21 protein-coding genes and 1 pseudogene are annotated in these 21206 nt (G+C 61.6%); 12 read left to right on the forward strand and 10 right to left on the reverse strand.

The annotated features are described in order from the left end of the window. Window positions 1–162: 162 nt before the first annotated feature. On the reverse strand, window positions 163–1050 hold the full coding sequence (locus tag GDJ08_RS16555; protein ID WP_153165298.1) for an NmrA family NAD(P)-binding protein: 888 nt from the start codon (window positions 1048–1050) through the stop codon (window positions 163–165). A gap of 130 nt (window positions 1051–1180) precedes the next feature. Between GDJ08_RS16555 and GDJ08_RS20480 the strand changes: the two genes are divergently transcribed. Next, window positions 1181–2128, forward strand: a complete 948-nt coding sequence (locus tag GDJ08_RS20480) for an AraC family transcriptional regulator (protein WP_153165299.1) — start codon at window positions 1181–1183, stop codon at window positions 2126–2128. Window positions 2129–2955: 827 nt separating this feature from the next. On the opposite strand, the gene GDJ08_RS16565 is transcribed toward GDJ08_RS20480, so the two are convergent. The 3 genes from GDJ08_RS16565 to GDJ08_RS16575 all read right to left on the reverse strand — a co-directional run bounded on the left by GDJ08_RS16565 (window position 2956) and on the right by GDJ08_RS16575 (window position 5209). Continuing rightward, window positions 2956–3219 carry a PQ-loop repeat-containing protein gene (locus tag GDJ08_RS16565; protein ID WP_153165338.1) on the reverse strand — a complete coding sequence of 88 codons (264 nt, stop codon included), beginning with the start codon at window positions 3217–3219 and terminating at the stop codon, window positions 2956–2958. 5 nt (window positions 3220–3224) lie between these two features. After that, window positions 3225–3926 (reverse strand): glycosyltransferase family 2 protein, encoded by a 702-nt coding sequence (locus tag GDJ08_RS16570; RefSeq protein ID WP_153165300.1) that lies wholly within the window; start codon window positions 3924–3926, stop codon window positions 3225–3227. A gap of 119 nt (window positions 3927–4045) precedes the next feature. Continuing rightward, window positions 4046–5209 (reverse strand): zinc-dependent alcohol dehydrogenase, encoded by a 1164-nt coding sequence (locus GDJ08_RS16575; RefSeq protein WP_153165301.1) that lies wholly within the window; start codon window positions 5207–5209, stop codon window positions 4046–4048. A 156-nt stretch (window positions 5210–5365) separates the two neighbouring features. On the opposite strand from GDJ08_RS16575, the gene GDJ08_RS20055 reads away from it, so the two are divergent. The 6 genes from GDJ08_RS20055 to GDJ08_RS16600 all read left to right on the forward strand — a co-directional run bounded on the left by GDJ08_RS20055 (window position 5366) and on the right by GDJ08_RS16600 (window position 10167). After that, window positions 5366–5530 (forward strand): hypothetical protein, encoded by a 165-nt coding sequence (locus GDJ08_RS20055; RefSeq protein ID WP_165699825.1) that lies wholly within the window; start codon window positions 5366–5368, stop codon window positions 5528–5530. 40 nt (window positions 5531–5570) lie between these two features. Continuing rightward, a complete protein-coding gene (locus GDJ08_RS16580; RefSeq protein ID WP_153165302.1) occupies window positions 5571–6056 on the forward strand; it encodes a DUF4126 domain-containing protein in 486 nt (161 codons plus the stop codon). Next, window positions 6053–6439 (forward strand): sensory rhodopsin transducer, encoded by a 387-nt coding sequence (locus GDJ08_RS16585; protein ID WP_153165303.1) that lies wholly within the window; start codon window positions 6053–6055, stop codon window positions 6437–6439. The genes GDJ08_RS16580 and GDJ08_RS16585 overlap by 4 nt, the downstream gene beginning before the upstream one ends. 108 nt (window positions 6440–6547) lie before the next feature. Further along, window positions 6548–7414 carry an SDR family oxidoreductase gene (locus tag GDJ08_RS16590; RefSeq protein ID WP_153165304.1) on the forward strand — a complete coding sequence of 289 codons (867 nt, stop codon included), beginning with the start codon at window positions 6548–6550 and terminating at the stop codon, window positions 7412–7414. A 33-nt stretch (window positions 7415–7447) separates the two neighbouring features. Continuing rightward, window positions 7448–8347 (forward strand): SDR family oxidoreductase, encoded by a 900-nt coding sequence (locus GDJ08_RS16595; RefSeq protein ID WP_153165305.1) that lies wholly within the window; start codon window positions 7448–7450, stop codon window positions 8345–8347. Then, window positions 8344–10167, forward strand: coding sequence for a glycoside hydrolase family 15 protein (locus tag GDJ08_RS16600; RefSeq protein ID WP_153165306.1), 1824 nt, complete (start codon window positions 8344–8346; stop codon window positions 10165–10167). The genes GDJ08_RS16595 and GDJ08_RS16600 overlap by 4 nt, the downstream gene beginning before the upstream one ends. Before the next feature lie 548 nt (window positions 10168–10715). Here GDJ08_RS16600 and GDJ08_RS16605 read toward each other — a convergent pair. From GDJ08_RS16605 to ku, 5 genes and pseudogenes are all read right to left on the reverse strand, one after another. Next, window positions 10716–11525: an OBAP family protein gene (locus GDJ08_RS16605; protein ID WP_153165307.1), complete on the reverse strand. Its 810-nt coding sequence runs from the start codon at window positions 11523–11525 to the stop codon at window positions 10716–10718. A gap of 41 nt (window positions 11526–11566) precedes the next feature. Then, window positions 11567–13552 carry a DNA ligase D gene (gene ligD / locus GDJ08_RS16610; protein ID WP_425505113.1) on the reverse strand — a complete coding sequence of 662 codons (1986 nt, stop codon included), beginning with the start codon at window positions 13550–13552 and terminating at the stop codon, window positions 11567–11569. A 201-nt stretch (window positions 13553–13753) separates the two neighbouring features. Next, window positions 13754–14164: pseudogene (locus tag GDJ08_RS20485) on the reverse strand (DNA polymerase ligase N-terminal domain-containing protein); the annotation flags it as partial. 12 nt (window positions 14165–14176) lie between these two features. Next, complete coding sequence (locus GDJ08_RS16615) at window positions 14177–14353, reverse strand: DUF3606 domain-containing protein (protein ID WP_152153257.1); 177 nt, start codon at window positions 14351–14353, stop codon at window positions 14177–14179. Window positions 14354–15148: 795 nt separating this feature from the next. Further along, the gene (gene ku / locus GDJ08_RS16620) at window positions 15149–16111 is read right to left on the reverse strand and encodes a non-homologous end joining protein Ku (RefSeq protein ID WP_152153259.1); all 963 of its coding nucleotides are present in this window, start codon (window positions 16109–16111) and stop codon (window positions 15149–15151) included. A gap of 672 nt (window positions 16112–16783) precedes the next feature. Here ku and GDJ08_RS16625 point away from each other — a divergent pair. From GDJ08_RS16625 to GDJ08_RS16645, 5 genes are all read left to right on the forward strand, one after another. Continuing rightward, window positions 16784–17224, forward strand: a complete 441-nt coding sequence (locus GDJ08_RS16625) for a low affinity iron permease family protein (RefSeq protein ID WP_226956667.1) — start codon at window positions 16784–16786, stop codon at window positions 17222–17224. A gap of 80 nt (window positions 17225–17304) precedes the next feature. Then, window positions 17305–17799, forward strand: coding sequence for a YciE/YciF ferroxidase family protein (locus tag GDJ08_RS16630; RefSeq protein WP_152153263.1), 495 nt, complete (start codon window positions 17305–17307; stop codon window positions 17797–17799). Between the two features lie 530 nt (window positions 17800–18329). Continuing rightward, window positions 18330–18968: a DUF6766 family protein gene (locus tag GDJ08_RS16635; protein ID WP_152153265.1), complete on the forward strand. Its 639-nt coding sequence runs from the start codon at window positions 18330–18332 to the stop codon at window positions 18966–18968. Window positions 18969–18985: 17 nt separating this feature from the next. Next, entirely contained in the window at window positions 18986–19531 is a 546-nt protein-coding gene (locus GDJ08_RS16640) for a cysteine hydrolase family protein (RefSeq protein WP_152153267.1), read from the forward strand. 684 nt (window positions 19532–20215) lie between these two features. Then, the gene (locus tag GDJ08_RS16645) at window positions 20216–20857 is read left to right on the forward strand and encodes a response regulator (RefSeq protein WP_152153269.1); all 642 of its coding nucleotides are present in this window, start codon (window positions 20216–20218) and stop codon (window positions 20855–20857) included. A gap of 68 nt (window positions 20858–20925) precedes the next feature. Here GDJ08_RS16645 and GDJ08_RS16650 read toward each other — a convergent pair whose 3' ends face one another. Further along, window positions 20926–21105, reverse strand: coding sequence for a hypothetical protein (locus GDJ08_RS16650; RefSeq protein WP_152153271.1), 180 nt, complete (start codon window positions 21103–21105; stop codon window positions 20926–20928). Between the last annotated feature and the right edge of the window lie 101 nt (window positions 21106–21206).

Raw genomic sequence — 21206 nt, forward strand, 5'->3', positions numbered from 1 at the left:
AGACGCGAGGCCAAAGCGCGTTCCAGCAGGGCCTTCGGCATCGCGCTCACGGGAACCCTGAAATGCCGACGCTGGATGCGGGGGCGACCGGCTCTAAGCCAGACGACGAGATAACTGAGCATTGACATTGGGATCTTGGCACACGCCTACCTGGTTGAACGGCTATGGTCCCGCCAGATAAGGCTTGAGGGTGCTCTCGCACCACATTCTGAAAGTTGTGGGCGTGCTGTTTTGTGCTGTCCTCTCCACACCCAAATCAAGTCCCTCACTTTTTGCACGCGCCATCGAAGCCATCCCCTCTGCCATCGCGCTAGAGAAGCCAAAGCGTTCGAACTGATCCTTGTAGCTGGCAAGGGAATTTTGTTCATAGGCTATGTGACGGCCGAGAACCTCGCTCATCACCCTTGCCATCTGATCGAATGAGATATTCTCAGGCCCAAGCACGGGGACCTCGGCTTGGCCGGCCCAGGAATCATCGAGCAGCCACTTCGCCGCCACTGCCGCAATGTCGTCTGTCGAACAGGACGGCAGTTCAAGATCTCGGGGTATCGGTAGAGAGAAGACGCCCCTATCTCGTAGTGGTCGCCCCTGCATGAGCACGTTGTCCATGAATGAGGGCATCGTAAGCGCTCTCTGATGCACGCCCGTACTCGAAATAAGGTCATCCATGGCGAGCGACGCGGTCACATAGCCGGCATCGGCAGCTTGAGGCGTGTTTCGCCCCAAAGCGGTGACCTCCACCACCTGAGTGATGCCGGCCGCTTTGATTTCAGCTGCAGCAGGCCGGGTGAAGCCGACATAGGCTTCAATCACGCTTCCCGCCGCAGGATCCGCCGGGACCAGCCAAAACAGCTTTTGTGCCCCTCGAAATGCTCGCTGCACTGTAGGCGCGTCTGCATGGCTTCCTTGCACGACCTCAACTCGCGAGCGCACTGCGACCGGTAGTTTTGAAGGGTCGCGGACAATCACCCGCACGGGTGCCTCCGCTGCGAGCAGTCTAGGAATCAACCGGCTACCGATCTGACTGGTTGGTGCCGTTACAACAATCATCGGGCGCTCCTAACGAGGTGAACCAGAGAGCGAAGCGGCTGGTTGGCCCCTTCGTGTGGAAGCAGCTTAGTCTTGTGCTTCGAACGAATCATTCTTTATAGTCCTAATTATTTGCGCGATCGTTCAGCCCATGGATCCTCTCTCCGACCTGCTCTCCCTCTTGCATCCGGTCGCAACAGTCTCTTCTGGCTTTAGAGCCGGGGGAGCATGGTCAGTCGAGTTCTCGGATCAACATGGCCAGATCAAGTGTTACGCAATCCTCGAGGGAGCCTGCTGGATGGCCGTGGACGGGGTTGAAGAACCTTGGCGATTGGCAGAGGGTGATTCATTTGTGCTTCCCCGAGGTCGTCCGTTTCGGCTTGCTAGCGATCTCTCCTTACCCCCCATCGACTCATCCACGCTTTTTCCTCCGGCTAACCGTGGGGGCGCGGTAGTTTTGGCGGATGGGGCCGGGTTTTCTTTAGCTGGGGCCCGCTTTGCTGTAACTGGCAGTCAAGCTCCTTGGCTGCTGGGCCTTCTTCCGCCGGCGATTCATCTGAGAGTCGCAGACGACCGGGCGGTCCTGCGGTGGGCGGTCGAACGCATGATGCAAGAAATGCGCGAATCGAAGCCAGGAGGAATGCTCCTGGCCCAAAATCTTGCCCAGACCATGCTCGTCCACGCCCTGCGGGCACATCTTAGTGAGGCAGGCGCTAGCGGGGCGGGTTTGTTGGCCGCGCTGGCTGACCCGCGACTGAGCCGAGCGCTCCAGGCTATTCACGCTCACCCAGCGAGGAAATGGACGTTGCGCAGCCTTGCGGCCGAGGCCGGGATGTCCAGGACTGTCTTCGCCACCCAATTCCGGGCTGCAATGGGGGAGACCGCAATGCTGTATCTGACGCGCTGGCGAATGGCTCTGGCCTGCGACCACCTCGAGCACTCGAGGGAGTCGGTCGCTCAGGTGGGATCTTCGCTTGGATACGATTCAATTAGCGCGTTTTCCACTGCCTTTAAGCGCGTCCTAGGCATTTCTCCACTGAAATATAAGACGGCCTTGAGCAACCAGCCACGGCACGTCCCCTCAACCCACCCACCATGATGCTGCGCCTCCTTCGGCTTTTTCTCGGCGGGGGAGTCTGTTGCCCACCCGTGCGTGTAGCTCAGAGCACGCGCACTCAATGATGCAGCTCCCTAGGGATCGTTTAGGGCGCGAGGTGCTGCAAGCTACGGCACTATCTATCCGGCAGCGCCGGCTGGGCGGCTAGACCGTTACAATCATTACCCGCCTCCTGCCCGCTGTTACGGGCATACAAGGCCACCACAACGCAAATACAAGGTCCTTTGCCGCCGTCGACCTCCGACGCTGAGCTTTTATTCCTCCACCAGTGCAGGCCATACGCTGTGCCCGTATTTCAGTCAGGACACAAGAGTGAGGTGAATTGTAGACCCTCAGTCTCAGCGAGGAGCCGCGAGCTACCGAACAGAGGCCTCCACGGAGTGGACAAGGCCCGCTACGTCGCATACAGGCCCCGATGGGCCCTAAGGCTTGCGAGCACATCTTGCCGCTCCTGCAATTCAGCCGCTAGATCCAGGACGTCCGCGCCTCAACGGGTGTCGGATCCTATGCCTTCGGCCATACCATCGCCGTCGCACGCTGGCGCCAGAACATGTCCGATGGAGACGCTTCCTTAATCGCGGTCCGCTCTGTCCGTACATTACAAGCACCTGTCCGCCCGCCTTTAACGGCCTCGGACACAACCCGCACCAGGCACGCCCACCCACAGGACCGCGTCTCGCCTAAGCATCCATGCGCCGACTCCCACCCAAAATTTCTTGCTATGCCTGCCCGTCGGGCAGGCGGTGTGGCGCTGGCTGAGCCGTAGTACTGCCATTCCGAGCTCCAATCGATCCACGGCGGGCCATTGATCAGGGCTGGCGCCCGCGGCGCCGGACGGCCAATATTTGGCCTACCACAGCGGTGAGAAGGATTAGGCTATTGGTGACCACAAAGACCGTCGATCCCATCAGGGCGCTGTAGGCGATGAACAGCACCGAAGCGGTCATTTGCCCGATGAAGAGCCACGTAGATACCGCTTCCACCGACCCTGCTTGGTGTTGCTTGTAGATCTGTCGAGACAAGGTGGCAATGAGCACGGCCGTGGCGGCCCATCCGAGTAGGTCTGCCGGCATGGTGTTCATCGCACAAGCGCCTGCGCTTGCAGCCGCGCCCCACGAGTTCTCAAAACGTCACGCTCCAATTCTTGTAGAAAGCTACTGAAACCCTGCGGGGCCCTTGCCGAGCGTCGGGCGCTTGTATAGACCACGGGCCGAGCGCGCCAAGCGATGCTTATTTGCGAACGTTCAAGGGCCTGCACCAAGGCTACGTCCTCGCCGGTGACCAAAGGCTGGAATCCCCCGACTTTCTCATAAGCCGCAGCGCCGAGCCCCAAGTTGGCGCCGTGGATGTGACGATGTCCATCGCGCGACAGCTCGAGGCCAGTAAAGGCTTCACGCACAGCCGGCGGATAGTCGAGCCAGTCGGTGACGTCCACTACCCCACAGAACGCGTCAGCACCGCATGTCACCTGCTTCCACAGCCAGTCCGCAGGCACGACCGTGTCCGCGTCAGTGCTGGCGATCCAACGGGCGCCCAGGTCAAGCGCATGGCTGGCTGCCGCAGCACGTGCGGCGCCTACGCAGCGCGCATCGAGCTCGACCATTGTTGCACCGTGGAGAGCGCACACCGCGGCCGTGCCATCGGTACAGGCATCTAGCGCGACAACGGCTATCACCGGCTCGCCGCCCAGACCTGGGTGTCCTGCAGCGGCGTTGACCGCCTCAAGGCAGCGCCCCATGTCCGCCGCTTCGTTGTGCGCCGGCACGATGACCGCGATCACCGAAGTCGCCCACCACGGGCCGCTCTGCACGGCCCGGCGCTCAACCCAAGCGGCAGTGAGTCGACGTCTAGGCAGGCCAGCTCTTGAGCAGGCCCTAGGCAAAGAAGACGGTTCATTTGTTAGGCGATAAGGATCACCTTGCGGCAGTCCTCCTCCTTACGGTCGAAGAGTTCGTAGCCACGGGCGGCTTCTTCGAGTGGAAGACGGTGGGTGATGATCACTCCTGGGTCGAGCGCGCCTTCCCCGATGTAGTCGAGTAGTTCAGGCATCAGACCCTGCACGTGGGTCTGGCCCATCTTGAAGGTCAGGCCCTTGTCGAACGCATCGCCAAGCAGGAATCCGTGCAGATAGCCGGCATAGACGCCGGGAATGCTTACCGTGCCGCAGCGGCGGGTGGCGGCGATGCACTGGCGAATCGCCGCCCCACTGCTGCCTTCCACCTTCAGCGTGGTCAATGCCGATTCGAGCGCGCTGCCTTCGGCTTCAAAGCCGACTGCTTCGATGGAGGCATCAACGCCGCGCCCATTGGTCTGCGTAATGATGTATTGCGCCGGATCTTCGATCTGGCTGAAATCAACTGGGGTCACGCCGTAGGTCTGCGCGGCGAACGCCAGCCGGTAGGCCAGATGATCGACCATAAAAATGGTCTCAGCGCCCAGCAAACGACAGCACGCGGCGGCCATCAATCCTACCGGGCCAGCCCCGAAGATTGCCACCGTAGACCCCGGTTTGACGCCTGCGTTGAGCGTGGCCTGGTAGCCGGTCGGAAGAATGTCCGACAAGAAAAGCACCTGCTCGTCGGGCAGTGCATCCGGCACTCGCAGCGGGCCCACGTTTGCCTTCGGAACCCTTACGTACTGAGCTTGCCCGCCGGAAACGCCGCCATATAGATGGCTGTAACCGAACAGCGCAGCCGGTGGTCGGATGCCCTTCTGGTTCACGGCCGCGCCTTTGCCGGTGTTGGTGCTCTCGCAAGCTGCATGTTCAGCCAGTTTGCAGTGGAAGCACTCGCCGCAAGCGATGACGAACGGCACCACAACGCGGTCGCCCGGCCTTAGGTCGGTCACACCACTGCCCACCTCCTCCACGACACCCATAAACTCATGGCCCAGCACGTCCCCGGTGTGAAGATCAGGGATCTTGCCCCGGTAAAGGTGAAGGTCAGAGCCGCAAATCGCGGTAGCGGTGACGCGCAGGATCAGGTCATCTTGTGCCGCTAAGGTGGGGTCGGGAACGGTGTCCACCCGGACGTCCTTGCTGCCGTGGTAGGTCAATGCGCGCATCGGCGGGTCCTCATGACGTGAGCGGTGCAACCACAGATACGCGTGACGACGTCCCCACGCGGTGACTGCGATGTAGTGAAAATGTGGAGTCCGCCAAGACGCAGCGCTCATGGCGACGGGGGCAGCATATGTTTGACCTCAAGCGTGGAGCGACCCATGAGCAAACTGCCCCTCAATCCCGGCGCCGACGTGGATGACCAGGACAAAGCGCACACCCCGGACAAGCTCCGGAACGATGACGCCACGTGGAAAGACAAGGACATGCCTGAGGCGGACCACACCGCCAAACCGGAAGATTACGAGCGTCCGGCAAAGCCCTGAGGGCCGGCTCCGGCGATTCCACCCTATTCAGGAGAGCCAGATGGCCTTGATCCATTCGATTCTGATGGGAGCCGTCGCGGGAATGCGCGCGATGACCCCTTTGGCAGCAGTGACCAATGCCGCGCGGAGCGGTAACTTGCCCGCCGACAACGGTGCCCCTCGCCTTCTGGCCAACAAGCTCGCCTCCGCAGGGATGCTCGCATTGGCAGGCGGAGAGCTCGTTGGTGACAAGATGAAAACGGCCCCCGACCGCATCGTTCCGGCAGGCATGGTTGCGCGCGTCGCTACCGGGCTCATTGCAGGCGCGGCGCTCGCTCCCCATCGGCAGCGAAAGCTGGGCGCGCTTCTGGGTGCCGGCGCCGCCGTTGGTATGGCCTACGTCACCTTCAACCTGCGCATTCGGGCGATCGCCCGCTACGGTCAGCGCAGCACCGGCGCCGTGGAAGACGCCATTGCCGTGGGCAGTGCTGCCCTCATCACACAATGGGCTGCCGGGGGCGCCAAGCCAAGAGGACGTCGCGGATGAACCTCAATGAGCCCACGTCCCTCGGTCGGCGGTGCTGGGCTATCGCCGAGGGTTACATCCCTGCGTGGAGCAACGGGCCGGAACCAGAGCTGCAAAGCCACGAGACCTGCTGCATCCTCAACACCGGTTCCACCGATGCGGCGATCACCCTGACCCTGTATTTCGAGGATCGCGACCCGCAGGGCCCTTACCGCTTCACCGTTCCCGCCCGGCGCACGTGTCACAAGCGCTTCAACGATCTTGAGGTGCCTGCCCCGGTGCCCCGTGGCGTGGGTTTTTCGTGCGTCATCGAATCGGACGATCCTATCGTCGTCCAGCACACGCGGCTTGATTCGCGCCAAGCCGAGAACAGCATCATGACGACCATCGCCTACCCGCTCTGACCCTCCGGTCGATCAGGCCCCTGCACATCGCATCGACACTACTGGGCCGCGACGTTTACCAGGGCGTCCGCACACTGACCTTTCCTCAACCCCATAGAGGCTCAGCCAATGCCCGTGCCCAACTACCCGAAGCCGCCGTTCAAGGCGCAGCAGCAGTCGTTTCCCGGCAAAACCGACAAGCTCGACCCTCGGCCAGACCACGGTGAGGACAGCTACGTTGGTCACGGCTTGCTGAAAGGCAAGAAAGCGCTGATTACCGGCGGCGACAGCGGTATTGGTGCGGCAGTAGCCATTGCCTACGCCCGGGAAGGCGCCGATGTGGCTATCGCGTTCCTGGAGGGTGAAGAGAAGGACGCCGCCAGCATTGGGGCCCTCGTAGAAGAGGCGGGCCAGAAGGCCGTCCTGTGCCCCTGCGACATCAGCGACGACGCCCAGGCTGAAGCGCTCATCGAGCAGGTCACTCGCGAACTTGGGGGCCTGGACATTCTGGTCAACAACGCCGCGTATCAGCGCTACTACGAATCCTTCGATGACATCACGTTGGACGACTGGCGAAAGACGTTCGATACCAATGTGCATGCCGTCTTCAACCTGACCCGTCTGTGCGTGCCGCACCTGCAGGACGGCGGCTCGGTCATCAACACCGCCTCGGTCAACTCCAAGAAGCCCACCCCGAACATCCTGCCCTACTCGGCCACCAAGGGCGCGGTGGCCAACCTCACCATCGGCCTGGCCGGTCTTCTCGCCGAGAAGGGCATCCGTGTTAACGCGGTATTGCCCGGCCCGATCTGGACGCCCTTCATTCCCGCCGGCATGGCCGCGGAGGAAGTTGAGCAGTTCGGCAGCCAGACCCCGTTCGGTCGTCCCGGCCAGCCGGCCGAGCTCGCCTCGGCCTACGTGATGCTCGCTGCCGACAGCGCGAGCTACACCTCCGGCGCACTGCTTACCGTCTCCGGCGGCGCGGTCACCCTGTAAGGCCTGTATCTCCCTCCTCCCCCAAGGATTCCAATGACTTCTCGCAACCAATACGACATGCAGAACCCGCTGACCCAGTTCCCACAGCCGACCTACCCGGCCCAGGTTCAAACCCCGCCCGGCACTGTTCATGAGCTCACGCCGGCGGCTGACCATGGCGAGAAAAGCTACGTGGGCCTGGGGCGGATGAAGGGTCGCAAGGCGCTGGTGACCGGCGCCGACTCCGGCATCGGCCGCGCAGTGGCCATTGCCTTCGCGCGCGAGGGCGCCGACGTGGCACTGAACTACCTACCCGAAGAAGAAGACGACGCTGCCGAAGTGGTGGCGCTGATTGAAGCCGAAGGCCGCAAGGCGGTCGCCATCCCGGGTGACCTCCAGGACGAGCAGTTCTGCGGCGACTTGGTGGCGCAGGCGGTGAAGGGGCTGGGTGGACTGGACGTGGTCGCCAACATCGCCGGCAAACAGTTGGCCGTGGAAAAGATCGAAGACCTCACCACCGAGCAATTCGACGCCACCTTCCGCACCAACGTGCACGCGCTGTTCTGGGTGTGCAAGGCTGCCCTGCCGCATTTGCCCGCCGGCGCCACCATCATCAACACCGCGTCCATCCAGGCCTATCAGCCATCGCCCAACCTGCTGGACTACGCCCCCACCAAGGCGGCCATCGTGAACTTCACCAAGGCCCTGGCCCAGCAGGTGGCCGAGCGCGGCATCCGCGTGAACGCGGTTGCTCCGGGTCCGATCTGGACGCCCTTGCAGCCTGCCGGCGGCCAACCGCCTGAGGCCATTCCGGAGTTCGGCTCGCAGACGCCGCTGAAGCGGGCGGGCCAGCCGGTGGAAATGGCGTCGGCCTACGTGCTGCTGGCCACCCAGGAGTCGAGCTACATCACCGGTGAGGTGATCGGCGCCACCGGCGGCATGCTGCTGCCGTGACCGCTGGCTCCAGCGATGCCGATAGCGTGCCTGCCGAGCGCGACGCGGACGGGTATGCGCCCATCCACTCCTACGCCGCCATTGGCGATGGGCGCTCCAGTGCGCTCATCGCGCCGGATGGCAGCATCGACTGGTGGTGCGCCCCGTGCATGGACGCACCGCCCTTGCTCGACCGCCTGCTCGATGCCCCGGCCGGCGGTCGTTTTGTGCTCCAAGCCCGCGACGTTCAGCAGGTGCAGCGGCGCTACCGCGACAACAGCAACGTGTTGGAAACGCACGTCCGCACCGCCACCGGCCTCGCCCGGGTGACCGAGTCGCTCAACAGCGGCCCGGCCGGGCGGCTGCCTTGGTCCGAGCTGGCCCGCCGGTTGGAAGGCTTGGAGGGAGAGGTCACCTTCGATCTGCTCTACCAGCCGGGCACCCGGGCTGGGGCCTGCACGCCCTGGATGAGCGATACCCCAAACGGATGCGTCCATCACGCCGGCCCCGTGATGACGATGCTGCGCTATTCCGAACGCGTGCAGATCGGCAATTGCGATGACCGGGAACTCCGCGGCACCGTGACCCTTCGGCCCGGCGACCGGGAGATCATCGCGCTGCTCGCCTCTCAGGACGAAGTGCTCCCGGTTCCGCCTTTAGTGGATATCGATACCCGCATCGACCGCTCCGATCGGGAGTGGCGCCAGTGGGTGGACGACCTGCACTGCGACGCAAGCCGCCGCGCTGAAGTCATCCGATCGGCGCTGGCGCTCAAATTCCTTTGGTTTGCGCCCACCGGGGCCATCGCCGCGGCGGTGAGCGCTTCGCTGCCCGAGCGCATCGGCGGCGACAAGAACTGGGACTACCGCTACGCCTGGGTTCGCGATGCCGCATACGTCATCAAGACCTTCCTGCGCGTGGGTGCCCTGCCCGACGCCAAGGCCGGCTTCAGCTGGCTGATGACCACCATCGGTCGCCACCGTCCCGGGCTTGCGCCGTGCTACACCCTTCGCGGCGAGCGGGTCGAAGAGGAACGCTGTATCGATGTGCCGGGCTACCGCAACAGCCAACCGGTGCGCGTGGGTAATGCGGCCTCTGAGCAGCTGCAGACCTGCGCCTACGGCGACGTATTGGAAATGGCCAGCCGGATGATCGAAGCCGGCCACATCCTCGACCCCACAACTGCCCGGCTCTTGTTCGAACTGGCTGACGAATGCGCCGACAGATGGATGCGCAAGGACAGCGGCTTCTGGGAACTGGGCGACGCGCAGCACTACACGATGTCCAAGGTGGAATGCTGGATGGCGCTCCGCCGAGCCTGCGAACTGGCCGAAGCTGGCCACATCACCACTGCCCGTCTGCCGCGCTGGCAGCGCGAGAAAGAGCGCATCCTGGACTGGATCGACGAGCACTGCTGGGATGAGGCAAAGCAGAGCTACGTGATGCATGCCGGCAGCGACCGGCTGGACGCGAGCCTGATGCTGGCGTCGCGCTTCGGCTTGGGCGAAGTGCGCCGGGAGCGTTTCATCGCTACTCGGGAGGCCATGCGGCGCGAACTGTCAGATGAGAGCGGCGATCTGCTGTGGCGCTACAGCGGCATGCAGGACTGCGAAGGCACGTTCATCAGTTGCGCGTTTTGGATGGTGGAAGCCTACGGCCTGCTGGGGGAGGAAGAAGAAGCGGATCGCTTGTTCGGATCGTTACTGGCCCGCGTCCAGAACGACGTGGGCCTTATGCCAGAGATGTGGGATCCCCAAGCCGATGAAGGGCTGGGCAATACGCCGCAGGGCCTGAGCCACTTAGCCCTGGTGCACGCCGCTTATGCGATAGATGGCGAATAAGCCGGACGGCGGACGTCTCGAAATGCGGTCTGAGGGATCCGAGCCCGTCATCGGCATCCCTATCCTAAGCGGCGGTGCAGCGTTGACGGAACAACGCTGCGTCCCTTCACGACAACCCCGTCACGGGTTTCCCGAGATGCTCTGGTCAGTCCCTCTGTTCAGGAGCAACGATGCCCACCTCAGCATCTTTTGTCATTCGCTCCTTTGAAGCGAGCTATGCCTCTACTGGCGACGTAGAGCGAATCCTGGCGCTTACCGTCGAATGCAGTCATTGCAGCACGACCACCGCGTCAACCCGTGGCTCCCTGATAGAGCTTCCGGGCGGCGCGCTTTTCCGCTGCGGCCAGTGTGGCTCGCATCACGCCGTCAGCAACGCGCGGCTCTCGGCTTTTGGGGAGCCTTCCAAGCGTTCCGCGCAGCACCCTTTGGCACCGAGAATACCGCTCAACCCAATGCTGCCAGTGTCCCATCGGGCTCTGGTCATCGAAACCAGGTAGCAGCCTACGGACGTCGTGTCTTAGCCTTGGCCTTCGCCTCGACGTCCACCCTCACATTTCTGAGCCGCCCTTGGACGTCGCGTTCTTGTCCCCGTCGGACGGCGCGTCAGGTTCTTCTTTCTCTGCGTGAGCATGCCCGCCGCTCGGGTCCTCGATCTGGATGACCTTCCCCTTCTGCCACGCATCCGCCCCTGCATCGATGGGGGGCGCGGCGATATCGGCACGACGCTTCCGCTTGTCCTCACTACTGACCCCGAGCCGGGCGTCACGGGCAGCGACCATGGCTGGGTCCGCTTGGCCGTCTGCGGTGAACCCCATCATCAGCTGCGGCATGCCTCGGGGCAGGTCCTTGTCCAAGTCCGTGTGCCAGGTGTGCCAGGTCTTGCCATACGTGTGGATGAGCTTCTCCATCAGTTCATGCTCGGCCACCTCGGGAATCCCTGGCGCAATGAGCTGACCCGATTTCACCTCTTGAACATGACTGTGCCATAGCGCTTTTTCCTGCTCAGGAAGGCCTGCAAACAGCTTCTCACTGATGATGTATTCCACCCCCATCAGCTTGGCATCTTTCACGTTACCGTCGTAGATCGTGCACTGGATGACATCCTCGTTGAGGATGGAGCAGTAGTGATGGGCTTCCATTTGGACCTTCATCTGGCCGTTGTAGAAATGGAACCCGTCCAGATAGGCGTTGATGGCGTCGACCGGAGGCCGGTCCTGCAGCACGGCCGCCCCGGTCTCGAGCGCTTTGGTCTTCGCGCTTTCTTCGGCCCCGGGCGCTTGGACGCTGGACTCTGTGTTCCCGCCCCCGCACGCAGACAGGGCAAGCGCGACGGCGACGCAAACGATGGATCGACGCATAGTGATTCCTCCTGAAAAGCGACGGCAGCTGGTGAGTGGGATCAGTCGTCCTGTGCCCACCGTGCCAAGTTCTGTTGGATTGATTCGATACCTTCCCAAGGATCCTTGCGCCTGCGTTTGAGCTTGGCGGGCACGTCCTTCATGGTGAAGCTATCGGCCCGGGTGAGCTTCGACAGCTCGCTCCACGCGATGGGCATTGCCACGGGCGCGCCGGGCCTGCCTCGCAAGGAATAGGACGCCACGGCGGTAGCCCCTCGGCCGTTGCGCAGGTAGTCGACGAAGATGCGTTTGTTGCGCAGGCTTTTGGTCGACGTAGCCAAGAATCGCTGCGGCTCGGACTGTGCCAAAGCGTCTGCGAACCCATGGGCAAACCGCTTGGTCAGATCCCAATCGCATCCCGGATTCAACGGCACCACCACGTGCAAGCCTTTGCCTCCGGAAACGCGAAGGAAGGACTCCAGCTCCAACTGCTGAAGGAGCTTCCGAATGTCGGTTGCAGCTTTCTTGACCTCGGAGAACGGCACATCCGGGCCGGGGTCTAGATCGAACACCACGCGATCGGCCCGGTCGGGGGAATCGGCGTGGCTGCCCCAAGGGTGGAACTCCAAGGCGTTGAACTGCACAAGCTCCAAGAGGCTGGCAGCGTCTTCAACCACCAGGTAGTAGGCATTGATTCCACTGTCTTCCTTGAGCTTCACCGAACTGACCAACTCCAGACCCGCAGTGTGGTGTTTCTGGAAGAAGCACGGCCGGCCGGTCCCAGCTGGGCAGCGGATGATCGACAGTGGACGCCCAACGATCTCAGGCAGCAAATGGTCCATGACCGCGCTGTAGTAGTCCCACACCTCCTGCTTGGTGGCCTTGATGTCGGGAAAGATCACCTTGGAAGGGCTGGAGAGCTTTGGGGGAACCCGCTCTCCCGCATCCGCCCTGCCCTTGCTGTTCGTGGGTTTGACGGCGACACCGCGCTCGGGTTTGGTGACGGCTTGCTTCCCACGTTTGTTCGGCTTGGCAGATGTCACCCCGCCGCCGGAATCGTTGCTCCGATCCGAGTCCTTTAGATCGGCCACATCTTTGTCGGGCCGCACCGCTTTCAGCGACGCTTGGCGCAGCAATTGTTGCCCGCCAATGCCTCGGTAAAAGACCTCGACGACAAACCGGGGCGCAAACCAGGTGGCGGCCCGCAAGTCGGTCTCTGTCGTTGGGACATGTGCGGTGGGCTTCTTCCCGCCGGCCGTGCCGATCAGCGCCGTCAGCTCCCCGATCAGGGTGTCCGAAAACCCCGAGCCGACGCGCCCCACGTAGAGCCACCCATGCTTGGGGTCGGGCTTGGCCAGCAGCAACGATCCGAAACCAGTGCGGCTTCCTTTGGGTGCCGTGTAGCCGACCACGGCAAATTCGTCGCTGGCCAACTGCTTGGTCTTCTTCCAATCCTCGCCTCGGCCGCCGTGGTAGCCGCGATCGGCGCGCTTGGAGATGATGCCCTCGAAATGCTGCTCACCCGCCAAACGGTAGGCGGCCTCCCCATCGCCGGCGATGTGCGAGCTCATGGCCAAATGGGTCGGGGCTCCCTTCAGGACGTCCTCCAACAGCGCCTTTCGTTCCAGCAGCGGCGCATCCGCGATGTCCACGCCATTGATATGCAGAAGATCAAAGAGCGCATACGACAGTGCACCTTGGCGCTCGCCAGATAGGGTGGCTTGAAGCAGATTAAAGTCTTCCTTCGTCCCACGCCCCGCGATCAACTCCCCGTCCAAGGCGGCGGACTTCAACCCCAAGGCAGCAATGGCGTCACGGATCTCCGGGATCTTGCTGGTCCATTCCAACGCGTTGCGCGACCACAAGCGAACCTCGCCTTGCGCCACCGTGGCGAGGATCCGGTAGCCGTCCCATTTGATCTCGTGAACCCACCGGTCGCCCTTGGGTGGCAAGTCGCCCAGCTTGGCCAACTGGGGTTCGAACGGGCCCTGGGGGGCCTCGGCCTTTTTACTACTGGTGAGCGCTAACGCCCTCTTAGCCCAATCCACGCGTCGAGCGGATTTTGCGACGGGGACCGCCTTGAGCCGCTTCTTGTCAGGCTTCCCGCTGCCGGCCCGTTTGAGGTCTGCGGCAGGGGGCGCGGCGACATCCCCCAACAGGTCATCGGCCTCGACCTGGCTGGCGTAGGCATCGGCTTCCTTGAAGAGAAGCCACTGCGGTTGGCGCGCCGGCTTGCCGGACCGGACCAGGTGCCATCCGCCTTTGAGCTTGGATCCGAACAGTTCGAAGCGCAGATGCCCTTTGGCGAGTTGGGCCTCGGGATCCCCTTCGGTGGCCCAGACCCCGTGATCAAACTGGGCGACGTGGCCCCCGCCATATTCGCCCTTGGGGATCTCGCCTTCGAAGCTGGCGTAGTCGACGGGATGATCTTCCACCTCAACGGCCATCCGCTTGACCTTCGGGTCGTAGCTTGGCCCTTTGGGCACGGCCCAACTCTTCAGCGCGTCACCGACCTGGAGGCGGAAGTCGTAGTGACGACGGCTGGCATGATGCAACTGAACGACAAAAATGGCTCGCTGCCCGGGGGGTAGTGCCTTGCCGGGTTCGGGCTCCTTGGTCTTGCTAAAGCTGCGCTTGCGGCGGTATTCGGTGAGGGACATGCCCCGCGCCCGTCACTTACCCAGGTGCTTACGAACCGCCGCCGAGGTCGGGCCAACGGCCTTGACCGCTTCCCTGAGCTGCGCAGCCGTGACGCCCAAGGCCTTCGTCCAATACTGGAGCTCGTAGTCCTCATTGACGTTGATGCGATCGCGATCGGATGATCCAGTCTTCTTTTTGTCGTCGCTCATGGTGTTGTTACTCCTTGGCAAGTAGCCCGTTTCTAGCCCTGCGCCCGTCGGGTTCCCGTGAATTGACGTTGCCCACCCCTTCACACCTACTCCTCCGGCAGCCCGTCGCCACTTCGCTGCATCCATAAGGTCCTAGCTCGACTAGACACACCAGCAGGCAAGGCCGGGCAAGGGCACTGCTTAAAGGCTTGGTGAGCGTGGCACTTGCAGACGATCGACCAGTTCGGAGCAGAAGGCGGGGCATGCTCCGCGAAAAGATCTCGGGGAAGATGACTTTTCGGATGGAGCGATCTGGTCGCCGCAGGTTAATGCATCGCTTCCGAAATTCAGCCCGCCTGGACTGTAGCAAGCATTCCGCTTACCCGCCTCGCCGCGCTTGGGGGGTCTAAGGCCACGCCATGGATATAGACGAAGCAACCATCAAACTTCGCCGACGCTAGTTGCATCCCTTCCGCGCGAGACATCTCCCTCTTGAGGGCCTTCAGCCACCGCCTAGGCACCGGGGCGTCAAACTCCACCACTACGCCAGCGCCTCCCACCTCAACCGGCACTGCTTCGACGCGCACGACTTTTGGCGTTGGAACAGGCTTAGATGTCGCGACCATGGCTGCTTCCTCCGGATAGAAGGAGGAAATTATGTGCAATGGACGCCAATGCCGCGTTAACCCACAACGCAGCCGACCTTTCGGAGACAAAAAGCACCGGCAGCCTCGGGGTAAGCGGCCTACATCCAATGACGCTGCGGCGTGCGCGTCGCGTGAGCCAGAGACCGTCCACTGCCTTAATGTGCGCCATTCAGGCAGACCTGCGCGCCCTCTTGACCGGTGTCTTCTTGGGAGAAGCCTTCTTGAGGGAGGCCTTCTTGGCGGCCTTCTTTGGCGGCGCACGCCTTTCCTCCTCCTTTCCCGATTTTGCTTGAGCCTTGGAGGCCGTCTTTACGGGAACACTCTTGGCGGGCGTGCGCTTGTTCGTCTCCAGGCTTTTCTGCAAGAGAGACATGAAATCAACCACGTTCGTGGCGGTGTCTTCTTGATGCGCGGGTTCTTCAAACTTGGTTGTGGCGCCTACATCTTTGACCCGCTTTTGAATGATTGCCGAAAGCCTTTCGCGGAACTCGTCGTGATAGTTGTCCGGGGCCCACTCGCTGGTCATCGAGTTGATCAACTGCTTAGCCATCTCCATTTCTTTGGGAGCGATCCTGTAATCACCCGTCTGTCCAGCCGGCAACTTGTAGTCATCCGGTGCTACCAATTCCTGAGGATATCGAAGCAGGATGAGGACCAAGGCGTCACCTTCAGGCATGACCGCGCACAGGTATTCGCGGGTGCGAATCACCACTCGGGCGATACCGACCTTTCCTGTGTCCCTCAGCGTTTCCCGAAGCAAGACATAGCCCTTCTCGGCCTTCTTTCCCGGGGCTAGGATGTAAGGCTTTTCGAAGAACCGCAGACCGATGCTGGATGCGTCGACGAACGCCTCTACGTCCACGGATTCGTGGGTCTCGGGGGCCGCAGCGGCAATGTCTTCCTTCTCCACGACAACGTAGCTTCCCTTGTCGTATTCAAAGGCCTTGACAATGTCCTTCCACGGTACTTCTTCGCCGGTGTCAGCGTTTACCCGCTCAAATCGAATCGGCTTCTTGTCTCGGGAGTCGAGCATCCGGAAGCTGAGATCAGTTCGGCGCTCCCCTGACATCAGCGATACCGGAATGTTGAGGAGACCAAACGACAGCGATCCACTCCAGATAGGCCTGGCCATAGCAATCCTTGTGGCCGTGGTCCGGCCGTTCCCTCCTTCTATCGCCCCTACCGTCGCGTATCCGTGAATGGTGCGCCAAGGCGTGGCTCACCGCAGAAACCAGCCTTGCCGAGAGGGCGGCAAGAGCGGGCGTTTGACTGGCCACTCCCGCCGACAGATCCTTGGAACGGACCACCTTCCTGAACTGTCGCGATCCACGTCCCAGTCATCGCTTTCCAAGGTCTCTTCCAAATCGCTTGAGCAGCTCACGGCTTGGTAGATGGCGTCTGCTACTGCCTCCATCTCGTGGTCAAACCAACGACAACCGTCGGGCGAGACCTTCGTCGGCCCGTCCCCTAGTCCCGGGAATCCGGGCACCAACTCCTGAAGATGCTCCGCCGCGTCACGCACCGTAAGACAGCGAAAACCCCTCATTGAGGCCCAGATCTCAAGTCGACGCACGATGGCAGGAGTCATGACCCGGCCCTCATTTCGCTCAGGAGTTCAGCCTCGTTCCTCGGCTGTCACAGTCAGGCGATAGCAATGTAAAAAAAACCTTAATTCGCGGTTTGGTGCTGTGAACCGTGACGTGGCGCACACGGACCTGAACTATTGAGGTTCTTGCCCTTTCTTTGCCATAACGCTCACCAAGCGAAGACGAGAGAGTTCCTATGGTCCTGCCACCACCCCTCGATGAATGAGCAAATGGGAAACGTCTTTTTTAACCGGGTTGCTTGCAGCGTTTCCAAGGCTTCCGGATCGCTGAGTGCATTTGTAGCCGCCTTGGGTGTTGTCGTCGTATGGGCAGGGAGCGGCCCGCTGTTTCGTTTCAACAACACTTGGCAGCTGGTCATCAATACGGGCACGACGATCGTAACGTTCCTGATGGTTTTCCTGATCCAACACACCCAAAACGCAGACACTGCGGCCATTCATATCAAGCTTGACGAATTGATCCGCGTCACGCACAACGCGAACGACGAACTGCTCAATCTGGAGGAAATGGACCAAGACAGGTTGGAGGAGATCCGCCAGCGTTACGAGCAGCTCGCAAAGACCGCCGCTCACCTGAAGGCCAAGAAAGACCGCTGCATGCCTGGGGCGTGCGAGGAAGAGGAACCCGCCGGTGTGTAGTACCCCTTCACGCCAACCCGATCGAAACTAACGTCGCGAAGCATAGCGTCTAACACCCACCCACTCTAGGAACCGCTGACATGGCGATTAAGACTGCCGAAGACCTCTTCATCCACGAGTTGTCTGACATCTACAGCGCTGAGAAGCAGCTCACCAAAGCCCTGCCTCGCTTGGCTCGTGCGGCCTCCAATCCGGACCTTGCCACCGCCTTCGAGACTCATCTGGAGGAAACGCAAGGGCAGATCGAGCGCATCGACAAGGTCGTTGAACTGCTGGGGATCCGTCTCAAGCGCATCAAGTGTGCCGCGATGGAGGGGCTTGTCGAGGAAGGCAAAGAAGCGATCGACAGCATTGAAGAAGGGCCGGTCCGCGACGCGGCCTTGATCGGCGGGGCGCAAAAGGTGGAACACTACGAAATTGCATCCTACGGCACCATCGCCGCGTTGGCCAAGCAGCTGGGCTACAAGGCCGCGATTCCGCTTCTTCTCGAGACCCTTGAAGAAGAGAAGGCGACCGACGAAAAGCTAACCCTGCTGGCGCAGTCCGGCGGGAACGCGGCTGCTGCGGCCGCCTAGTTCCGAGCGCTGCCGCACCGCTGCGGCAGCATTTCGTGTTGCCTGCACTTTTCAGGAGCCAGCCGTGGAAAGAGATCAAAAAGACCCGCCTCTTCCGGGGGAACACAGCGCGAAAGAAACGCCTCAAGAGCAACGAGCCCGAGAGGCACGCACCCACCGCAACCATGAGGAGGCGTTGGAGGAGACATTCCCAGCGAGCGACCCTATCTCACCGTTCGTGCCTGCCAAGCCGCCGGCGGAGGAAGGTGATCCTAGCTCGTTGGAAGCGGAGAACGCTGGCTATAACCAGCGCGGTCACAGTAAGGGCGGCAAAGCGGGCGAAGGCGAGGCTGAGGGCATCCCGGAGCGCTCTGGAAGCACCCAGCCCAACTTCGGGCAAGTCGGCAGCACAGGGAAACCACCAGGCTTCGGGAGCTGATCATAAAAGGTGGCGGCACGGTGTCGCCTTTCCTCAAAGCCACGGCGCCCCTACGCGCAGCGGATTCAACACCCTGCGGCCTAGCAACCGCACTATTTGGGCAGCACCGGTCATGTGGAAGAGAAACGGATTATCGATAGTTTTGCTTTTTCTGCTCCTGTGCTTCCTGGCGGGACAGGTCTGGACCGGTTTCTTGGCGCACAATGAGGAGTTGCGAGAGGCGCACAGGCCGCTTTTGGGCCTGTGGCAGTATCTGCACAGTGGTCACTTCGTCAGCGCTACCTTTGAGAATTGGGAAAGCGAGTTCTTGCAGATGGGGATGTATGTGCTTCTGACCGTCACCCTTCGCCAAAAGGGATCAGCAGAGTCTCGGCCCTTGTCGCCCGATGAGGAGGAGGAGCGTGTAGAGGACGGACCTACGCCGTGGCCGGTTCGTCGTGGGGGCGTGTGGAAGGCGCTGTATGGCCATTCCTTGGCGATCGCCTTTGGCCTCCTATTTGTTATGAGCTTCTCTCTTCACTTGGCCGGCAGCTGGCGCGCGGAAGTTGACGAAATGCTGTCCAAAGGACTCCCTGCTCCGACATGCTGGGAGCACCTTTGGAGCAGCAGCTTTTGGTTTGAGTCGTTCCAAAACTGGCAGAGCGAGTTCCTCGCCGTGTTGTCGCTGGTGATATTGACGATCTTCCTCCGTCAGAAGGACTCGCCTCAGTCCAAGCCCATGGCCGCACCCCACAGCCAAACGGGCGATTGAACGACTTAGGAACCCCCATGAAGAAGCCGATGCCCGCCCTGCTGATCGTTGACATGTTTAGCCGATTTGATTTCCCCGAGGCGGACCTGATCCAGGACAGCGCTCTGAGCGCCGCAAAGGCTATCGCCCGGCTTCGACAGCGCTTCAAAGACGAAGAGAAGCCGGTCATCTACGCCAATGACAACTTTGCAAATTGGCAGATGGATTTCAAAGAACTGGTCCAAGAGTGCTTGGTCACGGACGGCATCTCCGCGAAAATTGCGACGCTGCTCCGTCCCAGCGCGGATGACTACTTTGTTCTGAAGCCCAAGCACTCCGCGTTTCTCGCAACCCCCTTAGCTGTCCTTCTCGCGAAGTTGGGATGCAATCAGTTGGTGGTGTGCGGGATGGCCGCAGACTCCTGTATAGCCTCGACCTGCTTTGACAGCAATTCCCGAGAATACGAGACTGTTCTTGTTCCCGAGGCCGTCGCCGGAATAGGAGCCAGGAAGGCCAGAGCGCTGCAGCTGCTCGAAGATGCTCAGGCAGCGAGGCTCGTGCCGATAGAGCGCTACCTCCGCTAGGACCAAGGCACGTTGCCGGCGAATGCCCGTTGCCGGCGATCCAGGCAGGCTTGGACCGAGGGGCCTCCGCCAGCCGGGGAGAACATCTGCCCCTCATCTCCTGACAGCTCCGTCTTCCTTTGAAGGAGGCGCTTGATGGGGACTGCAACAGGTGGCACATTTTCTCCTACCTTATAGGAGCAGACCGTTGGAGTTCGAAGAAGAACAGCTTGAATTGATGGCTGACCTCAGCATGGTGGCGCAAGGGTTCCGGCCCTCCCCGTCACGATCGATGGAGCTCGTGGCGGCGGGCTTGGTGTGGGTGCTCATCGCCAAACCACCGCAGCATGGCCTCACAGGCTTGGGCAAAACGAGGTTAGTGTCCCTCGTGTGCGACGGATCCCGCCTTGACCCTACCGAACTGGCCGCGGTCGCAGAGCGCCTTACGCCTTCTGTCACTGACTTTGCTGCGGGGACGGCCTTCTTGGATGAGCTCGAATCCCAAGCCAGATCTGGTCAAAAGCTGCTCCCCAGCTTGGAGCAGGGCACTTTCTTGCTCTGGCTGCTCGCTGAGATGCCCAGCACTGCGTCGGCCCCCGCCCCACCTTCTGATTCTCATTGCGAAGAGCCCCTGACCTGACCCTTCCTGGACGATGACCGGGTCTGCTAGCGTGGCAATCCCTATGGAGGAACACTGAAGTGGACATGGTCTGGACCCCGCCCGAGGGAAAGCAATTCGGCAATCTTGTGCTGGCCGACGAGCACACCCTGGTCGCAGAAGGGATAGCGAAGTTGCTGGAAGATAGCTTTTCGAGGGTCTCGATTGCATCAACGGCCGACCGCTTCCGAGAGGTTGTCCGCAATGTCCGCCCGAGCCTGGTCATCACAGACCTCTACCTGCCAGGCTCCGGCTGCATCGAGCTGATGGAGGGAATACTGCAGGAGCAACGAGCACCAGCTTTCATGTTCCTTCCTGCAGAGGCTGACTCAGATACTGTAGCGAGGGCGATGGCGGCCGGCGCGAAGGGATTCCTCCATCGGCGCTGCGGAAGCCAAGAGCTGTTCCGAGCGATCGATTGCGTCATGGGCGGCTGCACGTATGTGGCTGCAAGCTTGCTTGTCTCGCCGGCCGGTGCGCCCAAAAGGCGAAAGGCGATGCTAACCACCAAGCAGCTACAGGTCTTGGAGCACGTGGCCTTGGGCATGAGGGCGCAGGAGGTCGCGCAAAGGCTTCACCTTTCCACCCGGACTGTGGAATCGCACAAGCGCGCGATCATGCGCCAACTTGATGTACGCAGCTCTTTGGAAATGGTGCGGGTAGCACGGGATGAGGGAATTCTCGCGTAGGAGCTTTTGAGCATAAAAAAAGGCCCGACACAGACGGTCGAGCCCTGACACCATCAGGCAAGGAGAACTTACTCTTCCTCGTCTTTGCTGCCCTGCTCGCCCGAACGCTCGCGTTTGTCGTTCTGGTCCTGCTGCTGCTGCCCCTGGCGCTGGGTGTCACGATCCTGTTGCCCCTGCTGCCCCGGCTGGTTCTGCTGGCCCGGCTGGTTCTGACCCGGATTCGGACTCTGCTGATTCTGATTTCCCATGATCGTTCTCCACGTTCGGCGTCACCATGAAGCCGATGGGCCCACCGTACTACTCAAATGGTTAGGACACCGTGGCGTTCACCGTCGCCGCCTAGACGCGC

Source organism: Stenotrophomonas nematodicola (assembly GCF_009467805.1).
GTDB lineage: Bacteria > Pseudomonadota > Gammaproteobacteria > Xanthomonadales > Xanthomonadaceae > Stenotrophomonas > Stenotrophomonas nematodicola.